At 60.2% G+C, this 17,820-nt stretch carries 16 protein-coding genes; 3 read left to right on the plus strand and 13 right to left on the minus strand.

Features of this window, described 5'->3' with window-relative positions; genetic code table 11:
* Positions 1-85: 85 nt before the first annotated feature.
* From FIU93_RS16135 to FIU93_RS16160, 6 genes are all read right to left on the minus strand, one after another.
* Positions 86-289 (minus strand): formate dehydrogenase subunit delta, encoded by a 204-nt coding sequence (locus tag FIU93_RS16135; protein ID WP_062488321.1) that lies wholly within the window; start codon positions 287-289, stop codon positions 86-88.
* The gene (gene fdhD, locus FIU93_RS16140) at positions 279-1,097 is read right to left on the minus strand and encodes a formate dehydrogenase accessory sulfurtransferase FdhD (protein WP_152507618.1); all 819 of its coding nucleotides are present in this window, start codon (positions 1,095-1,097) and stop codon (positions 279-281) included. The genes FIU93_RS16135 and fdhD overlap by 11 nt, the downstream gene beginning before the upstream one ends.
* A 6-nt stretch (positions 1,098-1,103) precedes the next feature.
* Positions 1,104-3,947: a formate dehydrogenase subunit alpha gene (gene fdhF, locus FIU93_RS16145; protein ID WP_209009370.1), complete on the minus strand. Its 2,844-nt coding sequence runs from the start codon at positions 3,945-3,947 to the stop codon at positions 1,104-1,106.
* A gap of 32 nt (positions 3,948-3,979) precedes the next feature.
* Positions 3,980-5,497, minus strand: a complete 1,518-nt coding sequence (locus FIU93_RS16150; RefSeq protein WP_152506156.1) for an NADH-quinone oxidoreductase subunit NuoF — start codon at positions 5,495-5,497, stop codon at positions 3,980-3,982.
* Positions 5,494-5,922, minus strand: coding sequence for a formate dehydrogenase subunit gamma (locus tag FIU93_RS16155; RefSeq protein ID WP_286202444.1), 429 nt, complete (start codon positions 5,920-5,922; stop codon positions 5,494-5,496). The genes FIU93_RS16150 and FIU93_RS16155 overlap by 4 nt, the downstream gene beginning before the upstream one ends.
* A gap of 175 nt (positions 5,923-6,097) precedes the next feature.
* Entirely contained in the window at positions 6,098-6,982 is an 885-nt protein-coding gene (locus FIU93_RS16160; protein ID WP_152506158.1) for a LysR family transcriptional regulator, read from the minus strand.
* Positions 6,983-7,154: 172 nt separating this feature from the next.
* Here FIU93_RS16160 and FIU93_RS16165 point away from each other — a divergent pair, with 172 nt between their 5' ends.
* Entirely contained in the window at positions 7,155-7,817 is a 663-nt protein-coding gene (locus FIU93_RS16165) for a helix-turn-helix domain-containing protein (protein ID WP_152506159.1), read from the plus strand.
* Here FIU93_RS16165 and FIU93_RS16170 read toward each other — a convergent pair.
* Positions 7,769-8,164, minus strand: a complete 396-nt coding sequence (locus tag FIU93_RS16170) for a VOC family protein (RefSeq protein ID WP_152506160.1) — start codon at positions 8,162-8,164, stop codon at positions 7,769-7,771. The two genes, FIU93_RS16165 and FIU93_RS16170, sit on opposite strands and share 49 nt — an antisense overlap.
* A gap of 87 nt (positions 8,165-8,251) precedes the next feature.
* Positions 8,252-8,860 carry a TetR/AcrR family transcriptional regulator gene (locus tag FIU93_RS16175; RefSeq protein ID WP_152506161.1) on the minus strand — a complete coding sequence of 203 codons (609 nt, stop codon included), beginning with the start codon at positions 8,858-8,860 and terminating at the stop codon, positions 8,252-8,254.
* A gap of 140 nt (positions 8,861-9,000) precedes the next feature.
* On the opposite strand from FIU93_RS16175, the gene FIU93_RS16180 reads away from it, so the two are divergent.
* Entirely contained in the window at positions 9,001-9,429 is a 429-nt protein-coding gene (locus tag FIU93_RS16180; RefSeq protein ID WP_023000796.1) for a VOC family protein, read from the plus strand.
* 145 nt (positions 9,430-9,574) lie between these two features.
* Here the strand turns inward: FIU93_RS16180 and FIU93_RS16185 are convergent, their stop codons facing one another.
* From FIU93_RS16185 to FIU93_RS16200, 4 genes are all read right to left on the minus strand, one after another.
* Positions 9,575-10,069, minus strand: a complete 495-nt coding sequence (locus tag FIU93_RS16185; protein ID WP_023000797.1) for a hypothetical protein — start codon at positions 10,067-10,069, stop codon at positions 9,575-9,577.
* Between the two features lie 169 nt (positions 10,070-10,238).
* Positions 10,239-11,705, minus strand: coding sequence for a hypothetical protein (locus FIU93_RS16190; protein WP_023000798.1), 1,467 nt, complete (start codon positions 11,703-11,705; stop codon positions 10,239-10,241).
* A 37-nt stretch (positions 11,706-11,742) separates the two neighbouring features.
* A complete protein-coding gene (locus tag FIU93_RS16195; protein ID WP_152506162.1) occupies positions 11,743-12,669 on the minus strand; it encodes a DUF6384 family protein in 927 nt (308 codons plus the stop codon).
* Between the two features lie 62 nt (positions 12,670-12,731).
* Positions 12,732-13,937 carry a cell surface protein gene (locus tag FIU93_RS16200; protein ID WP_152506163.1) on the minus strand — a complete coding sequence of 402 codons (1,206 nt, stop codon included), beginning with the start codon at positions 13,935-13,937 and terminating at the stop codon, positions 12,732-12,734.
* A 349-nt stretch (positions 13,938-14,286) separates the two neighbouring features.
* Between FIU93_RS16200 and FIU93_RS16205 the strand changes: the two genes are divergently transcribed.
* Positions 14,287-16,713 (plus strand): DUF3772 domain-containing protein, encoded by a 2,427-nt coding sequence (locus FIU93_RS16205; protein WP_055655149.1) that lies wholly within the window; start codon positions 14,287-14,289, stop codon positions 16,711-16,713.
* Between the two features lie 84 nt (positions 16,714-16,797).
* Here the strand turns inward: FIU93_RS16205 and FIU93_RS16210 are convergent, their stop codons facing one another.
* A complete protein-coding gene (locus FIU93_RS16210; protein WP_152506164.1) occupies positions 16,798-17,730 on the minus strand; it encodes a pseudouridine-5'-phosphate glycosidase in 933 nt (310 codons plus the stop codon).
* Positions 17,731-17,820: the final 90 nt, after the last annotated feature.

Genomic DNA, 17,820 nt, shown 5'->3' on the forward strand with positions numbered 1-17,820 from the left:
TCCGTCTCGAAGGATGGGCCGCATATTCGCAGCGGCAGAATTTCCGAATTTTAGTATCGTGGCAAAGAAGAGGGAAACCCTCCCGTCAGAGCCTGCGCACGCTTTCCAGGACGACCGCGTCGAGACCGGCACCGCCGGCTTCCACATGGGCTCTCAACTGGTCGCGCATGCGCGGCTCCCAGAAGTCCTTAAGATGGTTCGCAACCTTCTCCGCCTGGTCAACGCCTGGCTGGGTCTTGAAGAAGGTGGCGATCTGGTTGGCCATATAGACCATCTTTTCAGGCGACATCTGCAACTCCGGATAAGACGCGCTCTGGATGCGCGTAAAGATCAAACCCGCCGTCCCTTGAAAATGCGGCGACCGTTATGCCGGCCTCGTCTGCGAGGCGAAGTGCGGTCGACGTCGGGGCCGAGGCGGCAATCAGGGCCGGGCAACCGGCGAAGGCGCATTTCTGCACCAGTTCCACCGACAGCCTGCTGGTGAGGACGAAGGCGCCGGTTGCGGGGGCGGTCCCGGCTTGGGCAAGGGCGCCGATCAGCTTGTCGAGCGCATTGTGGCGGCCAACGTCCTCGCGCGCCACGACCACGCCCTTGCCCGGTTGGAGGAAACCGGCGGCGTGGGTGGCGCGCGTCTGGTCCCGAAGCGGCTGCAGCCGGCTGAGCGCATCGGTCGCTCTGGCCACATCCAGGCGGGACAGGACTGTTGTTGCGTCGACCGTCGGCAAAGGCCGCAGGGCCTGATCCAGACTTTCGATGCCACACAAGCCGCAACCAACCGGACCGGCCATGGCACGGCGGCGGGCAAGAAGCCGTTTCGAGCGGTCTGCGCGTAACCAAAGACGAGCCTCTATGCCGCGGTCATGAGAGACCTCCTCGAAGGCTTCGATTTCGGCGATCGAGCTGATGATGCCTTCGCTCAGGGCAAAACCGACGGCAAAGTCGGCAATATCGCCAGGCGTTGCCATCATCACCGCCTGCGTGGTGCCATCGAAGACGAGCGCAACAGGGCTTTCCTCCGGCAGGCTTCTCGCGACCGCCACCTGGCCGTCCGCGTGGACGGCACGGCCGGGCATGGAGCGGGAGAGCGGGCGATCCATCACCAGTTACTCCGCAGCCGGCAGGATCCGCCGGGACATAGCTGCCTGGGCGGCATAGTCTTCCTGCCAGTTGGTCGGTCCGTTGGACAGGCTGACCTGAACCGCCGTCACCTTGTATTCCGGACAATTTGTGGCCCAGTCGGAGAAGTCGGTCGTGATGACATTCGCCTGGGTGTCCGGATGGTGGAAGGTGGTGTAGACGACGCCGGGGCTGACCCTGTCGGTGAGATGGGCCCGCAAGGTGGTCTCTCCGGAACGCGATGCCAGCTTCACCCAGTCGCCTTCCTTCAGTCCGCGGTTTTCCGCGTCATGCGGGTGGATTTCCAGAAGATCCTGATCGTGCCAGATAACGTTGTCGGTTCGCCGGGTCTGGGCACCGACATTGTACTGGGACAGGATACGGCCGGTGGTCAGAAGCAGCGGGAAGCGTGGCCCGGATTTCTCGTCCGTCGCCACATATTCGGTGACAATGAACCGGCCCTTGCCACGCACGAAACCATCGACATGCATGAGCGGCGTGCCATCCGGCGAGGCTTCGTTGCAGGGCCATTGCACCGACCCTTTTTCCTCCAGCAGATCGTAGGTCACACCGGCGAAGGAGGGCGTGGTTGCAGCGATTTCAGCCATGATTTCGGACGGATGGCTATAGGTCCATCCGGCACCCATGGCGTTGGCGAGCATCTGGGTGATCTCCCAGTCGGAATAGCCGTTGCGCGGCGCCATCACCTTGCGCACGCGGTTGATGCGGCGTTCGGCGTTTGTAAAGGTGCCGTCCTTTTCCAGAAACGTGGAACCGGGCAGGAAGACATGGGCGTAGTTGGCGGTCTCATTCAGGAAGAGGTCGTGAACAATGACGCATTCCATGGCTGCAAGGCCGGCCGCCACATGCTTGGTGTCGGGGTCCGACTGGAGAATGTCCTCGCCCTGGCAATAGAGCCCCTTGAAGCTGCCATCGACAGCGGCATCCAGCATGTTGGGGATGCGCAAGCCCGGCTCGGCATCGATCTCAACGCCCCAGATGTCCTGGAAGATCGCGCGGACGTCCTCGTTCTTCACATGGCGGTAGCCCGGAAGTTCGTGCGGGAAGGAGCCCATGTCGCAGGAACCCTGGACGTTGTTCTGGCCGCGCAGCGGGTTCACGCCGACACCCTTTCGCCCGACATTGCCGGTGAGCATTGCAAGGTTGGCGATGCCCATGACCGTGGTCGAACCCTGGCTGTGTTCCGTCACGCCGAGGCCGTAGTAGATCGCGCCATTGCCGCCGGTCGCGAACAGGCGAGCCGCCTTGCGCAGTTCTTCCGCCGGAACGCCGGTCAGGCCTTCGCTGGTTTCCGGGCTGTGGCGCGGATCGCGAACGAAGTCGGCATAGGTCAGGAACTCGTCCCAGTCGCAACGATCGCGAATATAGTCTTCGTCGAAAAGACCTTCGGTAACGATGACATGGGCGAGGGCGGTTACCACGGCAACGTTTGTGCCGGGGCGCAGCTGCAGATGGTGGGACGCCTCGATGTGAGCCGATTTCACCAGATTGATGCGGCGCGGGTCGATAACGATCAGCTTGGCACCGGCGCGCAGACGCTTCTTCAGGCGGGAGGCAAAGACCGGGTGACCGTCGGTCGGGTTGGCGCCAATCACGATGACGACGTCGGTATGTTCGACGGAATCGAAATCCTGCGTCCCTGCAGAGGTCCCAAAGGTCTGGCCGAGGCCGTAGCCGGTCGGCGAGTGGCAGACACGGGCACAGGTGTCGGTGTTGTTGTTGCCGAAGACCGCCCGGGTCAGCTTCTGCACCAGGAAGGTTTCCTCGTTGGTGCAGCGGCTGGAGGTGATCACGCCGATGGACTTGCGGCCGTGCTTTTCCTGCAGGCCGCGCAGGCGGTTGGCGGCGAAGCTGAGGGCCTCGTCCCAGGAAACTTCCTGCCAGGGTTGATCGATGCTATCGCGGATCATCGGGTTGAGGATCCGGTCCTTGTGGGTCGCATAGCCATAGGCGAAGCGGCCCTTGACGCAGGAATGGCCGCGATTGGCCTTGCCGTGCTTGTAAGGCACCATGCGCACCAGTTCGTCGCCGTTGAGTTCAGCCTTGAACGAGCAGCCGACGCCGCAATAGGCGCAGGTGGTGACGACGGAACGTTCCGGCGTTCCCAGTTCGATGACGGATTTTTCCTGAAGCGTGCCGGTTGGGCAGGCCTGCACGCAGGCGCCACAGGACACGCAGTCGGAAGACAGGAAATCGTCGAACGCCGCCCCCGGCGAAACACGGCTTTCAAAACCACGGCCCTCGATGGTCAGGGCAAAGGTACCCTGAACCTCTTCGCAGGCCCGCACACAACGCGAGCAGACGATGCATTTGGCCGGATCATAAGCGAAATAGGGGTTGGACACGTCCTTCGGGATATACTCCGGGTTCGGCCCAACAGAGGTACGCTGTTCGAAGTGGTTGCGGCCCGGCTCGTAACGGACATCACGCAGACCAACCATGCCGGCCATGTCCTGCAGCTCGCAATCGCCATTGGCAGCGCAAGTCAGGCAGTCCAGCGGATGGTCGGAGATGTAGAGCTCCATCACACCCTTGCGGATCTGCTTGACCCTGGAGGACTGGGTGTGAACGACCATGCCCGGCGCAACCGGTGTGGTGCAGGAGGCGGGTGTGCCGCGCCGGCCCTCGATTTCGACCACGCAAAGGCGGCAGGAACCGAAGGCGTCGATGCTGTCCGTTGCGCAAAGCTTGGGAACCTGAAGACCGATTTCAGAGGCCGCGCGCATCACCGAGGTGCCTTCCGGCACAGTGACCTCGAAGCCATCGATGGTCAGCGTGACCGGAGCGCCTTCCTTTGCCGGAGTGCCCATGTCGCGATCATCATGGATGTTGGCGAGATCCGTCATTCGGCGGCCTCCTTCTGGCGGGCAAAATCTTCAGGGAAGTGGGTAAGGGCGCTCATGACCGGATAGGGCGTGAACCCACCAAGGGCACAAAGCGAGCCGTCTTTCATCGTGTCGCAGAGATCCGTCAGGAGGTGGACAGCCCCTGCATCGCCAGCATCGATCCGGTCGATTGTCTCGACACCGCGCACAGCGCCGATCCGGCACGGTGTGCATTTGCCACAACTTTCCACAGCGCAGAATTCCATGGCGAAGCGGGCCATCTTCAGCATGTCCGCCCTGTCATCGAAGACGACAATGCCGGCATGTCCAATGAGGCCACCCTGGCCGTCGAATTCTTCATAACCGAACGGCGTGTTGAACTTGGAGACGGGCATATACGCCCCGAGGGGGCCACCAACCTGGACAGCCTTGACCGGCCGGCCACTGGCGGTGCCACCGGCAATATCGTTGATCAGCTCACCCAGAGGCATGCCGAAAGCGGTCTCGAAAAGACCGCCGTAGCGGACATTGCCGGCGATCTGGATCGGCATGGTACCCTTGGAGCGGCCGAGGCCGAACCCGGCATAGAACTCCGCGCCTTTTTCCATAATGACCGGAACAGTTGCCAGCGAGAGCACGTTGTTGACGACGGTCGGCTTGCCGAAGAGGCCTTCAAGCGCCGGCAGCGGCGGCTTGGCCCGCACGATGCCGCGCTTGCCTTCCAGGCTGTTGAGGAGGGACGTTTCCTCACCGCACACGTATGCGCCTGCGCCAGTGCGAATTTCCAGGTCGAAAGCCTTGCCGGACCCGAGAACGTTCGTGCCGAGCAGGCCGGCCTTGAGACCGATCCTGACAGCGGCTTCCATGACTGCGATGGCGTCCGGATACTCGGAGCGAATATAGACGAAGCCCTTGGTGGCCCCTGTGGCGAGGCCGGCGATGATCATGCCTTCGATCAGCGTGAAGGGATCGCCTTCCATGAGCATGCGGTCGGCGAAGGTGCCGCTGTCACCTTCGTCCGCATTGCAGACAATGTATTTGCGTGCCGAAACTGCCTTGCGGACGGTGTCCCACTTGATGCCCGTGGGAAACCCTGCGCCACCACGGCCGCGCAGGCCGGAGTTGGTGACTTCCGTAACGATCTCTTCTTCGCCGAGAGCAAGAGCGCGTTTCAGGCCGACAAGTCCGCCATGGGCTTCGTATTCGGCGAGGTTGAGCGGATCGATCAGGCCGCAACGGGCAAAAGTCAGCCGGGTCTGGCGGGCGAAAAAGGGGATGTCTTCCACCGTGCCGAGACTTTCCAGCGTGCCATCCAGAAGAGAAGGAACGTCTTCGGCTGTGACGGCGCCAAAAGCCTTGCGGGTGTCGTCGATTTCGATTTCGACAAGCGGTTCAAGCCAGACCATGCCATGGCTGCCATTGCGCACCACGGTGACATCGAGACCACGGTTGCCGGCTTCGATTTGAATTGCTGCGGCAACTTCATCGGCACCCAGTGCCTTGGCAGCGCTGTCGAGGGGAACGAAGATCTTCATGCACCGGCCTCCTGGAGGATACGTGTCATGCGATCTTCGGTGACACGGCCGATGACCTTGCCGTCGACCATCGCGGCAGGGGCGCAGGCACACAGGCCAAGGCAGTAGACAGGTTCGAGACTGACGGCACCGTTGCGGGTTGTGCCGTGCCAGTCCAGGCCGAGTTTGGCCAGAACCGCCTCGCCAAGGGCTTCGCCGCCGACGGCCTGGCAGGCCTCTGCCCGGCAGATCTTGACGACGTGGCGCCCGGCGGGAGCCTTGCGGAAATTATGGTAGAAGGAAATGACGCCGTGAACTTCCGCCTTGGACAGATTGAGCGCCTCTGCAATCAGCTCGACCGCTGCCTGGGGCACATAGCCGAATTCCGCCTGCAAGCCGTGCAGCATGGGCAGAAGTGGACCTTCCAAGGTAATAAAATCTTCCATCACGGCCGAGATCTGTTCGGCCGTGGGCTCTCCCGTCGCATACGGCATGCGCGTCCTCCCGTATATTTCGAGGCGCATCACACCATTAAGTTTGATTTGATATCAATAATGATTTTCCGTTGATCGATTGGAAATCATGATCGAACATCATTTGACCGTTTCGGCTAACTTCCGGTCAGACCTCGGAAATACGCCTTGCTTCGGACAGAAGAGCCCGCAAAACCGGGGTGTGCGGTTCGCGATAGGGGGCCACGAGGCCGACAGTGTGACCGGTGTGAACGCCGATAAGAGGGATCGTCTTCAAGGGTTTTCCGGCTGTCAGAAATTCTGCGAGATCCGCTGGCAGGACGGTTATCCAGCCGCCGTCCAGCACATTTGCCACCAGCACGACCGTGGAATTGGACTCGATCCGGGCTTCCGGCATGATTCCGGCTTCACCGAAATGACGGTTGATGATCCGCCGGTTCTGCATGTCGGGCGTCAGAAGGCAGATCCGTTCCTCGGCCAGCTCCTTCCATTTGACCGACTTTCTGCCCGCGAAGGACGAAGCTTCATTGCAAACCAGCATATAGCTTTCATTGTAGAGCGGTTCGGTGCTGACCCTGCCGGTCGGTTCGTTGTCGAGGTAGGAAATGCCGGCATCGATATCGAGGTTCTCCAGCATCGACAGGATTTCCATCGAATTTCGCGACAGGATGGTGAAACGCACGTTCGGGTGCTTGTTGCCGAACCATGTCGTCAGTTTGGCTGCCCAGGTGAGGGCGGTCGGGATGACGGCTATGCGCAATTGTCCCGTCAGGCCGTCGCGGGAGAACCGCATCTCCTCGCGCAACTGGCGGGCATCCCCCACGATCTGTCGGGCCCAGACCAGGGCACGCTGGCCTTCCGGTGTCAGACCGCCGAACCGGGAGCCTCTGAAAAACAGCTGAACACCAAGCTGATCCTCAAGCTGCTTGATGCCGGTCGAGAGTGTCGGCTGGGCGATGCCGAGGCTTTCGGCCGCACGGCCGAAATGTTCTTCCCGGGCCACGGCGAGAAACATCTCCAGTTTTTCGATCATCACAAAGGCTCCGAACCGGTCAGTAATGGGTAGGTCCATGCTTCATGACATTTGACCAGGAGAATTGAAAGTGGCGTTTTCAATCAGAATTTTCGATCGATGTCTGCTCGTAGCTGCCCACGCCAGGTTGAACAATCTCGCTTGCGCTGCCGCCACCTGCTAAAGGTTGGTCATGAGTGGCACGGTCAGATTTGAAAAATGGCATCACCGGATCGACACAGCGGAAAATGCGCTGATCTTTCCGGATGGTTGCCGGGATGTGCTGGTGGTGCGTGAGCAGGGCAAGCGGGAAAAGGTTCTGCTGACGGACCTGGATTTCCAGCCACGCATCGCCGGACTCGCGGCCGGGACGCATATCATGGGGTTCCGGTTGCGCCCGGGTGGCGTCGTTGAGGACGAGGTTCTTCAGGCCATTGAACGCGACTGCGAGCGAGTGGAAGACATCCTCGGCAACGCACTTGACGAGACCAATGACCTGGATGACGTGATCGTTGCCCTGACGTTGCCACAGTCGACCGTCGAGCGGGCATCGAAACAGGCAGGCGTGTCGGTGAGAACGTTGCAGAGGCGGTTTCGGGAGCAGGGCCTGCCACCACCGGAATACTGGCGCTTGCTCGCACGAGCGCGCAGGGCTGCAGGACTGCTGGCGACGGAGGTGCCGTTGGTGGAGATCGCCGCTGTGTGCGGTTTCAGCGATCAGGCCCATATGACGCGCGACCTGCAGCGCTGGTTCGGACGGTCACCGGCGCAATTGCGCCGGGACCCTGATAGCCTGTTGCTGTTGTCTCAACCAGCACTGGGCAACTGGATCGGCGAGCAGATCTCCACGAGGTAGCCGAAAGGATCGCTCACATAGGATGTGATCTGCCCCCAGGGTTCCTCGCGTGCATCCTGCAACTTGTTTGCACCGGCGGCGACTGCACGGGCAAGGGAGGCTGCAACGTCATCCGTCTCGAACGCCAGTTCGAACACAGGTGACTTCGGGTTGGGGGTGCCGGGTGTCTTTCCGAGCTGGTTCATCAGTGCTTTGGATGAGAACGCGAGCTTTGTCTCGCCCGTCGCCAGTTCGCCGTAGTCTCCGGATTCATGAAGGAACAGACGTTCCAGTCCGAAGGCCTTCTCGTAAAAGTCGAGAGCGGCGGCGACATTCTCAACGTAGAGGATGGTGTATCTCAGAATCACTTGGGTCTCCCGGTCGGTTGGTTTGGCGCCAGCCATAGAAGGTTGGTGCAAGGCCGTCTTGAAGGATCACGACATCAGGGCCGATTGTCAGTCTGCCAGGATGCCGGCCAATAGCTTGCGGGTCGCGGCTTCATACGCTTTCCTGTCACCGCCATTTGCAATTGCCAGCGCCGCGCGGTCGAACGCGGAAGAGAGCAGGTCCGCCAAAGGCTCCAGGGGAATATCTTTCAGTGCACCGTGATTGGCTGCATGCCGCAAACCTTCCAGAAGCGTGGCACCGCCGGTCTGGCGATCGATCTCCGCCATTTCCGACAACCCGAGCACTGTCGGTCCTTCCAGCAGCATGATCCTTGCGCGGCCCGCAACGGACATGGCCGAGAAATAAGCGCTGGCGCCGGACATGAAGGCGTCGAGCGGTGTCTGGCCAGTGTTCGTCTGGCTGTTGATCTCCGCCGCGATCGCTTCCGATTCCTGGTGGACCAGCGCCCGCATCAGGTCAGCCTTGTCAGCGAAGTGATGATAGAGCGCGCCGCGGGTGACGTCTGCCGCCTTGACGATCTCAGGTGTTCCGGTTTCCGCATAGCCTTTTTCAACGATCAGCGCCCTTGCCGCATCCAGCAGGGCCTTGCGCGTTTCCGCGCGCCTTTCCGCCTGTGTACGGCGTTCACCTGATTTCTCGGAGTTTTTGTCTTGCATACATGCAGCCTGTATGTTAGTTGAAAAATACATACAGACTGTATGTCTTTTTGTGGTGGTTGGAAAGCCTCGGAAACAGCCGTAGGCCGGATGGAACAGGCAATCCACATCCGAAATTGGCGAGGAACAGGAGAAAAACGATGAAATGCACCCAGTATTATCCGGTCCTCATGACCGACAAGGTCGCGGAGACTGCCCGGTTCTATTCGGAAAATTTCCGCTTCAAGCCGATGTTTGAAGCCGACTGGTACGTGCACCTGCAGTCGGAGGAGGACGAAAGCGTCAATCTCGCGATCCTCGACCAGAACCACGAAACCATTCCGGAAGCCGGTCGTGGCCGGGGCGCAGGAGGGCTTCTGATCAATTTTGAGGTCGAGGATGTCGATGCGGTTTATGAGGCCGCCCAGGCGAACAGGTTACCCATTCTGCAGGTGCTGCGGGACGAGGCCTTTGGCCAGCGCCATTTCATCACGTGTGATCCGAACGGAGTGCTGATCGACGTGATCAAGCCGATCCCGCCCAGCGAAGAGTTCCTGAAGCAGTTCGCCGCTGAAGCTGTGCCTGCCTGACGCGTCGACAGTCATGCCGGTGAATGCGTCCGGAGTGAGGGAAGTCTCCCACTGCTGTGATCCGCTTCGGAGTAGGCCGGCATGAAAGAGGCGTGGCCGGAAACCCGGCCACGCCTCGTCATTTTCAAGACTGACTGTTGATGCGTCAGGAAGAAACCGGCGGACAGGAGCTACCCTGTTCGGCGCGCGACTTCAGACCCTGCAGGCTCTGCATCGTGTTCGGGTTGCCCGGCAGGACGAAGCTCTGCTCAAGAGCCGTGCGCACGTTGTTGATCACGGCAAGATCCTGAACAGCCAGCGTCTGGCAAGGCGTTCCGGTAAAGCGAACCCGGATGCGGATCACGCGTTGGCCGTTGTCGGATGGGCCGAATTCGGAATCGAGCGCTGGGTTCGCGCCGGTCATCGGCCGTTCCAGAACCACCATGTTCGGCTGGTCCTGCAGTACGACGGTGCCGCGTTCCTGGGCACTGGAGACCAGTGCGGACCGCACGCTTGCCGGATCGGCTGCGATATTTACCGATTGCGCGCCGGCCGGCACGTCCAGCCTTGGCTGATCCGGCTGTGTGGGGCGCTGAGAGGACCCGGACTGGCAGGCGGCAAGAGCAAGAGCGCAAAAAGCGGATAAAACGATACGTCGCATGGGCAGTCCCAAGGTTAAAATGGTCAACTTAAGAGCCGGTCTAGAACACGTCTTCACAAAGCACAAGAAAACTGCATGTGACCGCCACCATCTTCTGCCAGTAAACTGACACAACACTCCTAACGAAGCCTTGTGGCCTCACGGGGGCAGGGATTTCAATCGGTGAAGGTCAGAATGTATCGCCTGTCTTGAAACCGCCACCACCAAAACTTCCACCGCCTTTGAAACCACCACCGCCGAAGCCGCCACTGCTGCCGGACCGTTTGCCGGAACTTCCGCCAAAGCCGCCACCGAAGCCTCCCATGGATTTGGGAAGACCCGAACCGTTGGGGAACGCGACCTGACGTCCCTTCGGTTTGCGGCGTTTGTGCGAACGTTCCGCGCGGGCCCAGTATTCGGCACCGGTAATCGCACCCTTGACCAACTCGCCCAACAGGACGGTCGTCAGCTTCTCGTCAGAGAAGGTGGACTCCCAGCTGCCATAGCCACTGGAACGGAAACGCTTGATGACGTCTGCAAGTTCCGCACGACGTCGGCCAATATCGCGTTGCAGTTCCCTGTCCTGACGGATCTCGCGTGTAACCTGGTCGATGCGCTCCTTCAGATCCTCAATCCGTTGAACGATTTTCTCGTCTTCGGGCGAGGGGGTATCGAGCGCGGCGCGCCACAAATCCTTGAGGTCATCCGCCTGCAGAGAAACGGACAGATGTTCCTCCGCCTTCTGGAAGTCGGTGTCTTCCCCGCTGGAAAATTCGGCGAGGGCCGAGGACAGCGTTTCGATCCGCCTGTCCAGATTGTCGAGTTCTCCGTCGATACGGTCGATGTCCGCGCTCAGGGTTTCGATGGTGCCGACAAGATCCGTTCCGGCAGCGTCGGTCATCGCATTGCGGCTGAACTCCGCGAGCTTGTCCTGTTCTTCCAGTGCGATTTCGGCACAGCGCTCCGCATGGCGCGCCATGCGGTCCGGAATGCTGGTCAGCATCGCAAAATTGGCGCGGGCGTCGTTGAAACCGACAAGGCCGGCCACCCATCGGTCGAGCGAGCGCACAAGACCGCGGTGCGCGTATGCCGGCGTTCCGAAACCGCGTTGCCACAGATACATGAACAGCGGATCGGCCTCATAGGCCTTGCCTTTTTCCTTTCGGTCCTTTTCGGATGTAGCCGCCTTGGAGGCGGCTGCCTCCGCAGTCGCAAGAGCGGCTTCTGTCTTCTCGCGCTGTGCCTGATAACCGGCATCGCCTTCCAGACGGCCGTCGACAGCCTCCATCAACTCGTCCATCTGGTTTTCGGCGGCATCACGGGCGCTATCGAGCTCGACGCGCTTCTTCTGCAACTGGCTGCGGTCGCTTTCGCACTGGCGCAACTGGTCGGTCAGAACCTTGTAGTCCGCATTGCGCTTGTCCAGAAGCTTGCGGGCTTCCCGTGCGGCGCTGTCGAGGCGTGTGTTGAGTGCTCCGGCACTGTCGGTATCCAGTCGGAACCGGGCAAGGTCCCGGTAGGCTTCACTCTGGCGTTCCTGCAGGTCCGTCAAAGCGCGGGTCGAACGCTCGATCCGCTTGCTCAGCTCGGCTTCTTCACGGCGCAAATCGGCAAGCGACTGCTCGATGGTGCCCAGGGTCTGGCGTCCCGTCAGCATGCCGGTGCCTCCCGGTGAGGCGGTGCAATCCTAACCGCTACCATTTCGTAATTGCTCCGTCCTGAACGCCGCTGCGCCATTTGATATCCAGCTCTCCGCGCCGCTTTTGCCCCAGGACACCTTTTTGCACGATGCCGTCTTCCATCTTGTCGCGCCGAACGGCGTTGTAGATGGTTTCCGAAACGCGCTGGCCCCATTTGTCGACAAGTTCGGCCTCGCTGCTTTCCTCCGACACGATCCTGCGCTCCAGGATCTTGCCGTCCGCGTCCACGGCTTCGACCACGATGTAGTAGTTCTCGGTGTCTGGATTGGATTCGGGAATGCGGGAAACGCCGGTCGGCACGCCTTCGCGGGAAATGATCCGGACCTCGAACACTTCCTGCAGCCGTCCGGCAAGATCGCGCAAGTCGGCCTCCGCCTTGAAGGCTGCCTCGTTGTTGCCGTCCGAAAGGGCAAGGTTGCCGTCGGTGGCCAGACGTGCGGCGTTGGCTTCGATTTCGGTATTTTCGGTCAGGGAATCGATCCGCCCGACCAATTCGGTGTAGGTCGCGGGCAGGGCCTGAAGCCTTGCCAGCAGGTCCGCTTCCGCGCGTTGCGCCGGAAGCTTGACGATGAAGTACCAGGCCGCAATGCAAACGATGACGACAGCAACGACCGCCGCCAGCCATTTTGACCAGGTGCTGCGCAAGATGTAGATCATCGCCAGGGTGCGCTGGAAGCCTGCGGAAGGTGGAGAATAGACGAAGCGGTCGCGCTTCAGGTCCTCGACACCCGCCTTCAGGATATGGTCCGGAACATCGATGCCCTGGGACGCATAGACCTGACGCAGCCGTTCGACCATGGCGGCATCGCGTTCATCGGTCTTCAGCTCGCGAGCCACCTGACCTTCTTCATGACGCAGCGTGTCGACCACGTCCATCGCCATCATCAGATCGTCAAGCGGGGCGTCGGATTTGCTTGCCATGAATGCATGTCTTCTTGAAAAAGGGCGGGCCGGAGGGTCCGGCCTGCCGGATTATCGTCAGATCAAAGGGCCTTGCCCTGGGCGGTCAGCTTGGCAAGCCGCCGCTTGCCGTCTTCCACGGCGTTGCGGATTTCCTCGGAATTCTTGGTCGACATCTCGCGCATTTCGTCGATGATTTCGCGCGACTGCACCTGGAAATTGACGACGGAGTCGACAAGCTTTTTCACCGAGGCTGCGGCAACGGTCGGTCCATAGCCGGCTTCGAGCGCCTTTTTCTGCACTTCGTCGCCGATGTCCGCCAGCGTTTCCAGGCTCTTGTTGATGCCGTCCTTCATGGCGTTCAGCGTCTCGGTGCTTTCGTGCAGGCCCTGCAGGCCGGTGAACGAGGCGTTGAGTGCGGTGAGAACGGATTCATTGGTGGAGAAGAAACTGACCGACTGGGCGTATACGCGCTCCTTGGCGTTGGTCGTCTGGACCAGACGCGCCATGATGACCTCTGACGTGTTGTAGCCGATCGTCAGGTTGTCGGAGAGGTCCTTGGCGATCTGATACCGCTTTTCCTCGTCCTGCATTTCACGCAGCTTCTCGTCGCGTGCCAGTTCAAGGCGTGCCTTCTGCGCCGGGTCGTCACCGGTGTAGGCTTCGACTTCGCTGGAGGCAGCTTCAAGGGCACCCTTGGCAGCGTCCAGTTTGCCGGTTGCGATATTCAGCAGTTCCAGTGCGGTGACTTCCGCCTGTTTCAAGGCGCCGCGGAAATCGCGATAGGCTTCCAGAATGGTCTGTTCCCGCTCGATCTGGTCCTTGGTTGCCTTTGCAACGTCCTTGTAGGTACCCCGGATATCATCGAAACGATCGGAAATGGTCCCGCGGCGGAAGTCGCGCCACTTGTTGGACAGGTTCTCGGTGAAGGAGATCTTGCCGTCGGCAAGCTGATCGACCAGCGCCTTCGCGTCATCGCGGATGGAATTGAACGCCTCGGTGATCTGCTCGTAGCGTTCGCCGATATCCATCTGCTGAACCTGCGAGCGAACAACCTCGTTGAAATTGGAAGCCTGGGCCAGGGTCCGGGTGATGATCAGCACCTTGTCGGGAGAAAGATCGGTGATCTGTTCCAGAAGGGCGTTGATCGGTGCATCCTGTTCGCTTTCCGGCGTGATGCCGATGTCGCGGAGGGTCGACAGCGCACGGTCGAGGTACTGAAGCGGGGAAATGCTTCCTGCCGGAGCCGTTGCAGTCTGCGGGGTTTCAGGGGTTGCCGCGTCTGTCATGTCTGACCTCCTTGAAGGACGCGGCTTGTTTTCAGGTATTTTGCCGCAACGTCCTGTTAACGTCATAATTTCGCATGTTAGGGCAGGCTTACGCCGCTCTGTCAACGGCTTGGCACGTATTTCGGGCCAAAGCCGGGCAGCCTTGAAACCTGCCAGAGCCTTTCCTTAGGCCCGTTTTGCGACAAATGTGTTTCCATGGTGAAAGATCTGCCGAAATTCGCAAATAAGCTGATTGTTCGAATCGGACCGTGGATGGATGCAAATGCCTTGAAGCCCACCTGGCTTCCCAGGCAACGTGGTCAGTCTGTGAACCGGAACCGGGCCTTGTCCCAAAAGTGATGGCGTCTTCATGAAGTTTCTCAAGTGTATCCTGCTGGTTCTGGCCTTATCCATCACTTTTGCCGGCGGCATGCCGGCCGGAACGCTGCTTGCCCAGGAGGCCGGGCAGGTTCCGCCGGAGCCCCTAGCGCGGTCGGCCGAATTGTTCAGCCGGGCGGCAACGGCGCTGGAAGAAAGAAGCATTTCTCCCAAGACCCTCGATCAGCTCCGGTCTCAGCTCGTTGAGGTTCGGGACGCCAGCGCGGAGATCATAGATCGCGGGAACATTCGGGCGAGCGCCCTGGAAGCCCAGCTGAACAGCCTCGGTGCACCGCCTGCAGACGGGCAGAAGGAAGCTGAAGAAGTTGCTGCAAGACGTCTTGAGCTTACCAATGCGCTGGCGGCCGCAAATGCACCGGTCCGTGTGGCCGGCGAAATCAACAATCAGGCTATCTTCTACATTCGCCAGGTCGACAGGCAGCTTCGTGCGCGGCAATTTTCAACGCTGTTGGACAGGTATCCTTCGCCGCTTGCACCGTCGACCTGGGCCGCGGGCTTTCAGGAGATCGGGGAATTCATAAAGCGGTTCGAACGTGGTGTGCAGAACGAACTGGCCCGTCCGAGCGTCTCGAAGAAACTGCATGAGACGGTGCCGCTTTCCCTCGGTCTGGCAATTTTCGGGATATTGTTCCTGACGGTTCTGCAGCATCCGATTTCACGGGCTTTGAAGGTCTATTGCGAAAAGCCGGCCACTGGTGCAAAGGCGTTGATGCTGGCGGTGCTCTACAATGCCAGCTTTATCGTGCTTCCGACCATTGGTGCCGTCGCCCTGGTCTCCATCTTTCCCATTCTCGATATCTATCCGAACTCGGTTCGCACGGCGGTTATCGCTGTGCCGGTAATGGCTCTCGTGATGATCATAGCGAACTGGCTGGGGCACACGATTTTTGCCCCCGGGCAGGATCGCTGGCGTCTCCTGGAGCTGGGTGACCGGGAAGCAAAACTCGGGTTGCGTCTCTGCCAGGGGCTGGGCGTCTTCATGGCCCTTGAAGTGGCGGTCGAGGCATTCGAACTCGATAACGCTTTCGGTACGGCAGCGATTTCGGTGCTTTCTGCTCCCCCAATCGCGATGGCGGCGGTACTGCTTTGGTCACTTGCCAGCGTCATCAGGTCCAACAAATCCGTTGAAAGCAATGCCGAGGAGAGCGAGCAGACAGCGGAAGAGCCCGAAGAGGCAACAGTAAAGCCGCAGGAATCCGGCTTTCTGCTTTTCTTGTCGCTACTCATGAAAACATCCGCCGTTCTTGCCGTCTCCGTGACGCTGGTCGGTTATGTCCAGCTTGCCCGGGTGGCGATCCTGCCGGTGATCATGACGGTTGCGCAGCTTGGTTTCGGCTTCATGCTTTACCATCTCGTGCTCGTTGTCGTGAAAACGGCTATCGGCAAGCGAGAAGACGAACCTGCTCCGGTCCTCGTTGCCTTTGGGTTAATCTGTGTTCTGACACTGATTTTCGCGCCCCTGATCGCCATGACCTGGGGCGCACGCGGAACGGATATCGTCGAGGTCTGGTATCTGCTCACGAACGGCGTGCAACTGGGCGACATTCACCTGTCGCTGGACTCCTTCATCGTCCTGGTTGCCATTTTCGGCATTGGCGTTGTCGTAACGCGCTGGCTGCAGAACCTGCTGAAGGCGACCGTACTGCCGCAGACGCGGATGGACAGCGGTGCGCAGAACGCCGTGGTCACCGGTACAGGCTATGTCGGGCTCACGCTGGCGTCGCTGATTGCGATTTCCACCGCCGGACTGAACCTGTCCAGTCTTGCAGTCGTCGCCGGTGCTCTGTCGGTCGGTATCGGTTTTGGTCTCCAGACCATCGTGTCCAACTTTGTCTCCGGCGTCATTCTGCTGATTGAACGGCCTATCAAGGAAGGCGACTGGATCGAGGTCTCCGGACAATCCGGATATGTCCGCAAGATCTCTGTCCGTTCTACGCGCATCGAAACCTTCGACCGGCATGACGTCATCATTCCGAATTCGGACCTGATTGCCGGCACGGTCAAGAACATGACGCTGACCAACAAATCGGGCCGGCTCATCCTGCCGGTTGGCGTTGCCTATGGCAGTGATCTGGAAAAGGTAAAATCCATCCTGTTCGATGCGGCACGCGGACACAACACCATCGCACGTTATCCGACGCCGCAGGTTCTCTTCATCGGGCTGGGCGACAGCTCGCTGAATTTCGAACTGAGATGTTTCCTGAAAGACATCGGCAATGTGATGATTACCAAGTCGGACCTTTACTTCACGGTCTACAACGAGCTTGGCAAGGCGGGTATCGAGATACCGTTCCCGCAGCGGGACCTGCATTTCAAGGATATCGACCGGTTGGCGGCGGCACTTGAGCGCCGTCAGGCGCCGGAAGTGCCTCAACCGGTGGAAGACAAACCGTCCTGACAAGTCTGCCGGGCTTTCACTTCAAACGGATTGAAAGCCCGGCAGATTTTTTGGGTCCAGTTGGTTTCTCGAGAAAACGTGCCGTCAGACCAGTTCAGCAGCAATACGCGCGGCCAGGCGGGCATTGTTGCGCACCAGCGCAATGTTGGTGTCGAGGCTGCGGCCACCGGTCAACTCCAGGATGGCGCCGAGAACGAACGGGGTCACGTCCTTGCCGCGAACACCCTTCGCAGTGGCATCCGCAATGGCGGCATCGATATAACCGGTCATTTCATCCCGCGGGATCTGGTCGACTTCCGGTACCGGGTTGGCGATCAGGACGCCGCCATGATCCGGGAAACGGGACCGCATCTTCAGGAGCGAACCGATTTCGGCGGCCGAATTCAGGGAGTAGGGGGCCTTGAGACCACTGGCCCGCGACCAGAATGCCGGCAGGTCTTCCGTGCCGAAAGCAATGACGGGAACGCCCTTGGTTTCCAGAACTTCAAGGGTCTTGGGAATGTCGAGCAATGCCTTGGCACCGGCGGACACTACACAGACCGGCGTGCGGCCAAGCTCATCGAGGTCGGCGGAAATGTCGAAGCTTTCTTCCGCACCCTTGTGAACGCCGCCGATGCCGCCCGTGGCAAAGACCTTCAGACCAGCGGCATGCGCCGCCATCATCGTGGCGGCGACGGTTGTCGCGCCGTAGCGTCCGGTGGCAAGTGCGAAGGTCAGGTCGGCACGTGAACACTTCATCACGTCCTTGGCCTGTGCCAGGCGGTCGAGATCCTCATCGGAAAGGCCCACCATGATCTTGCCGTCCATCAGCGCGATGGTGGCCGGAACGGCGCCTTCCGCGCGAATGTCGGCTTCCACCTCACGGGCGGTCTCAACGTTCTTCGGAAAAGGCATGCCATGAGTGATGATGGTCGATTCCAGCGCAACGACCGGCTTGCCGTTCGCAAGTACCTCGCGCACTTCATCGCTGTAAACGATCAGATCCCTGATGGCGGAGGGCGTTGTCGGAGTGGTCACGGCGTGTGCCTTTCTGTTTTCGTCCGGCAGCTCGGGCCGGGTCAATTCTGCGGGTCTTATAGGCGCAAGGCGGAGCAGCGCCAAGATTGG

It is taken from the genome of Labrenzia sp. THAF35 (genome assembly GCF_009363595.1).
In the GTDB taxonomy this organism is placed as follows: Bacteria; Pseudomonadota; Alphaproteobacteria; order Rhizobiales; family Stappiaceae; genus Roseibium; species Roseibium algicola.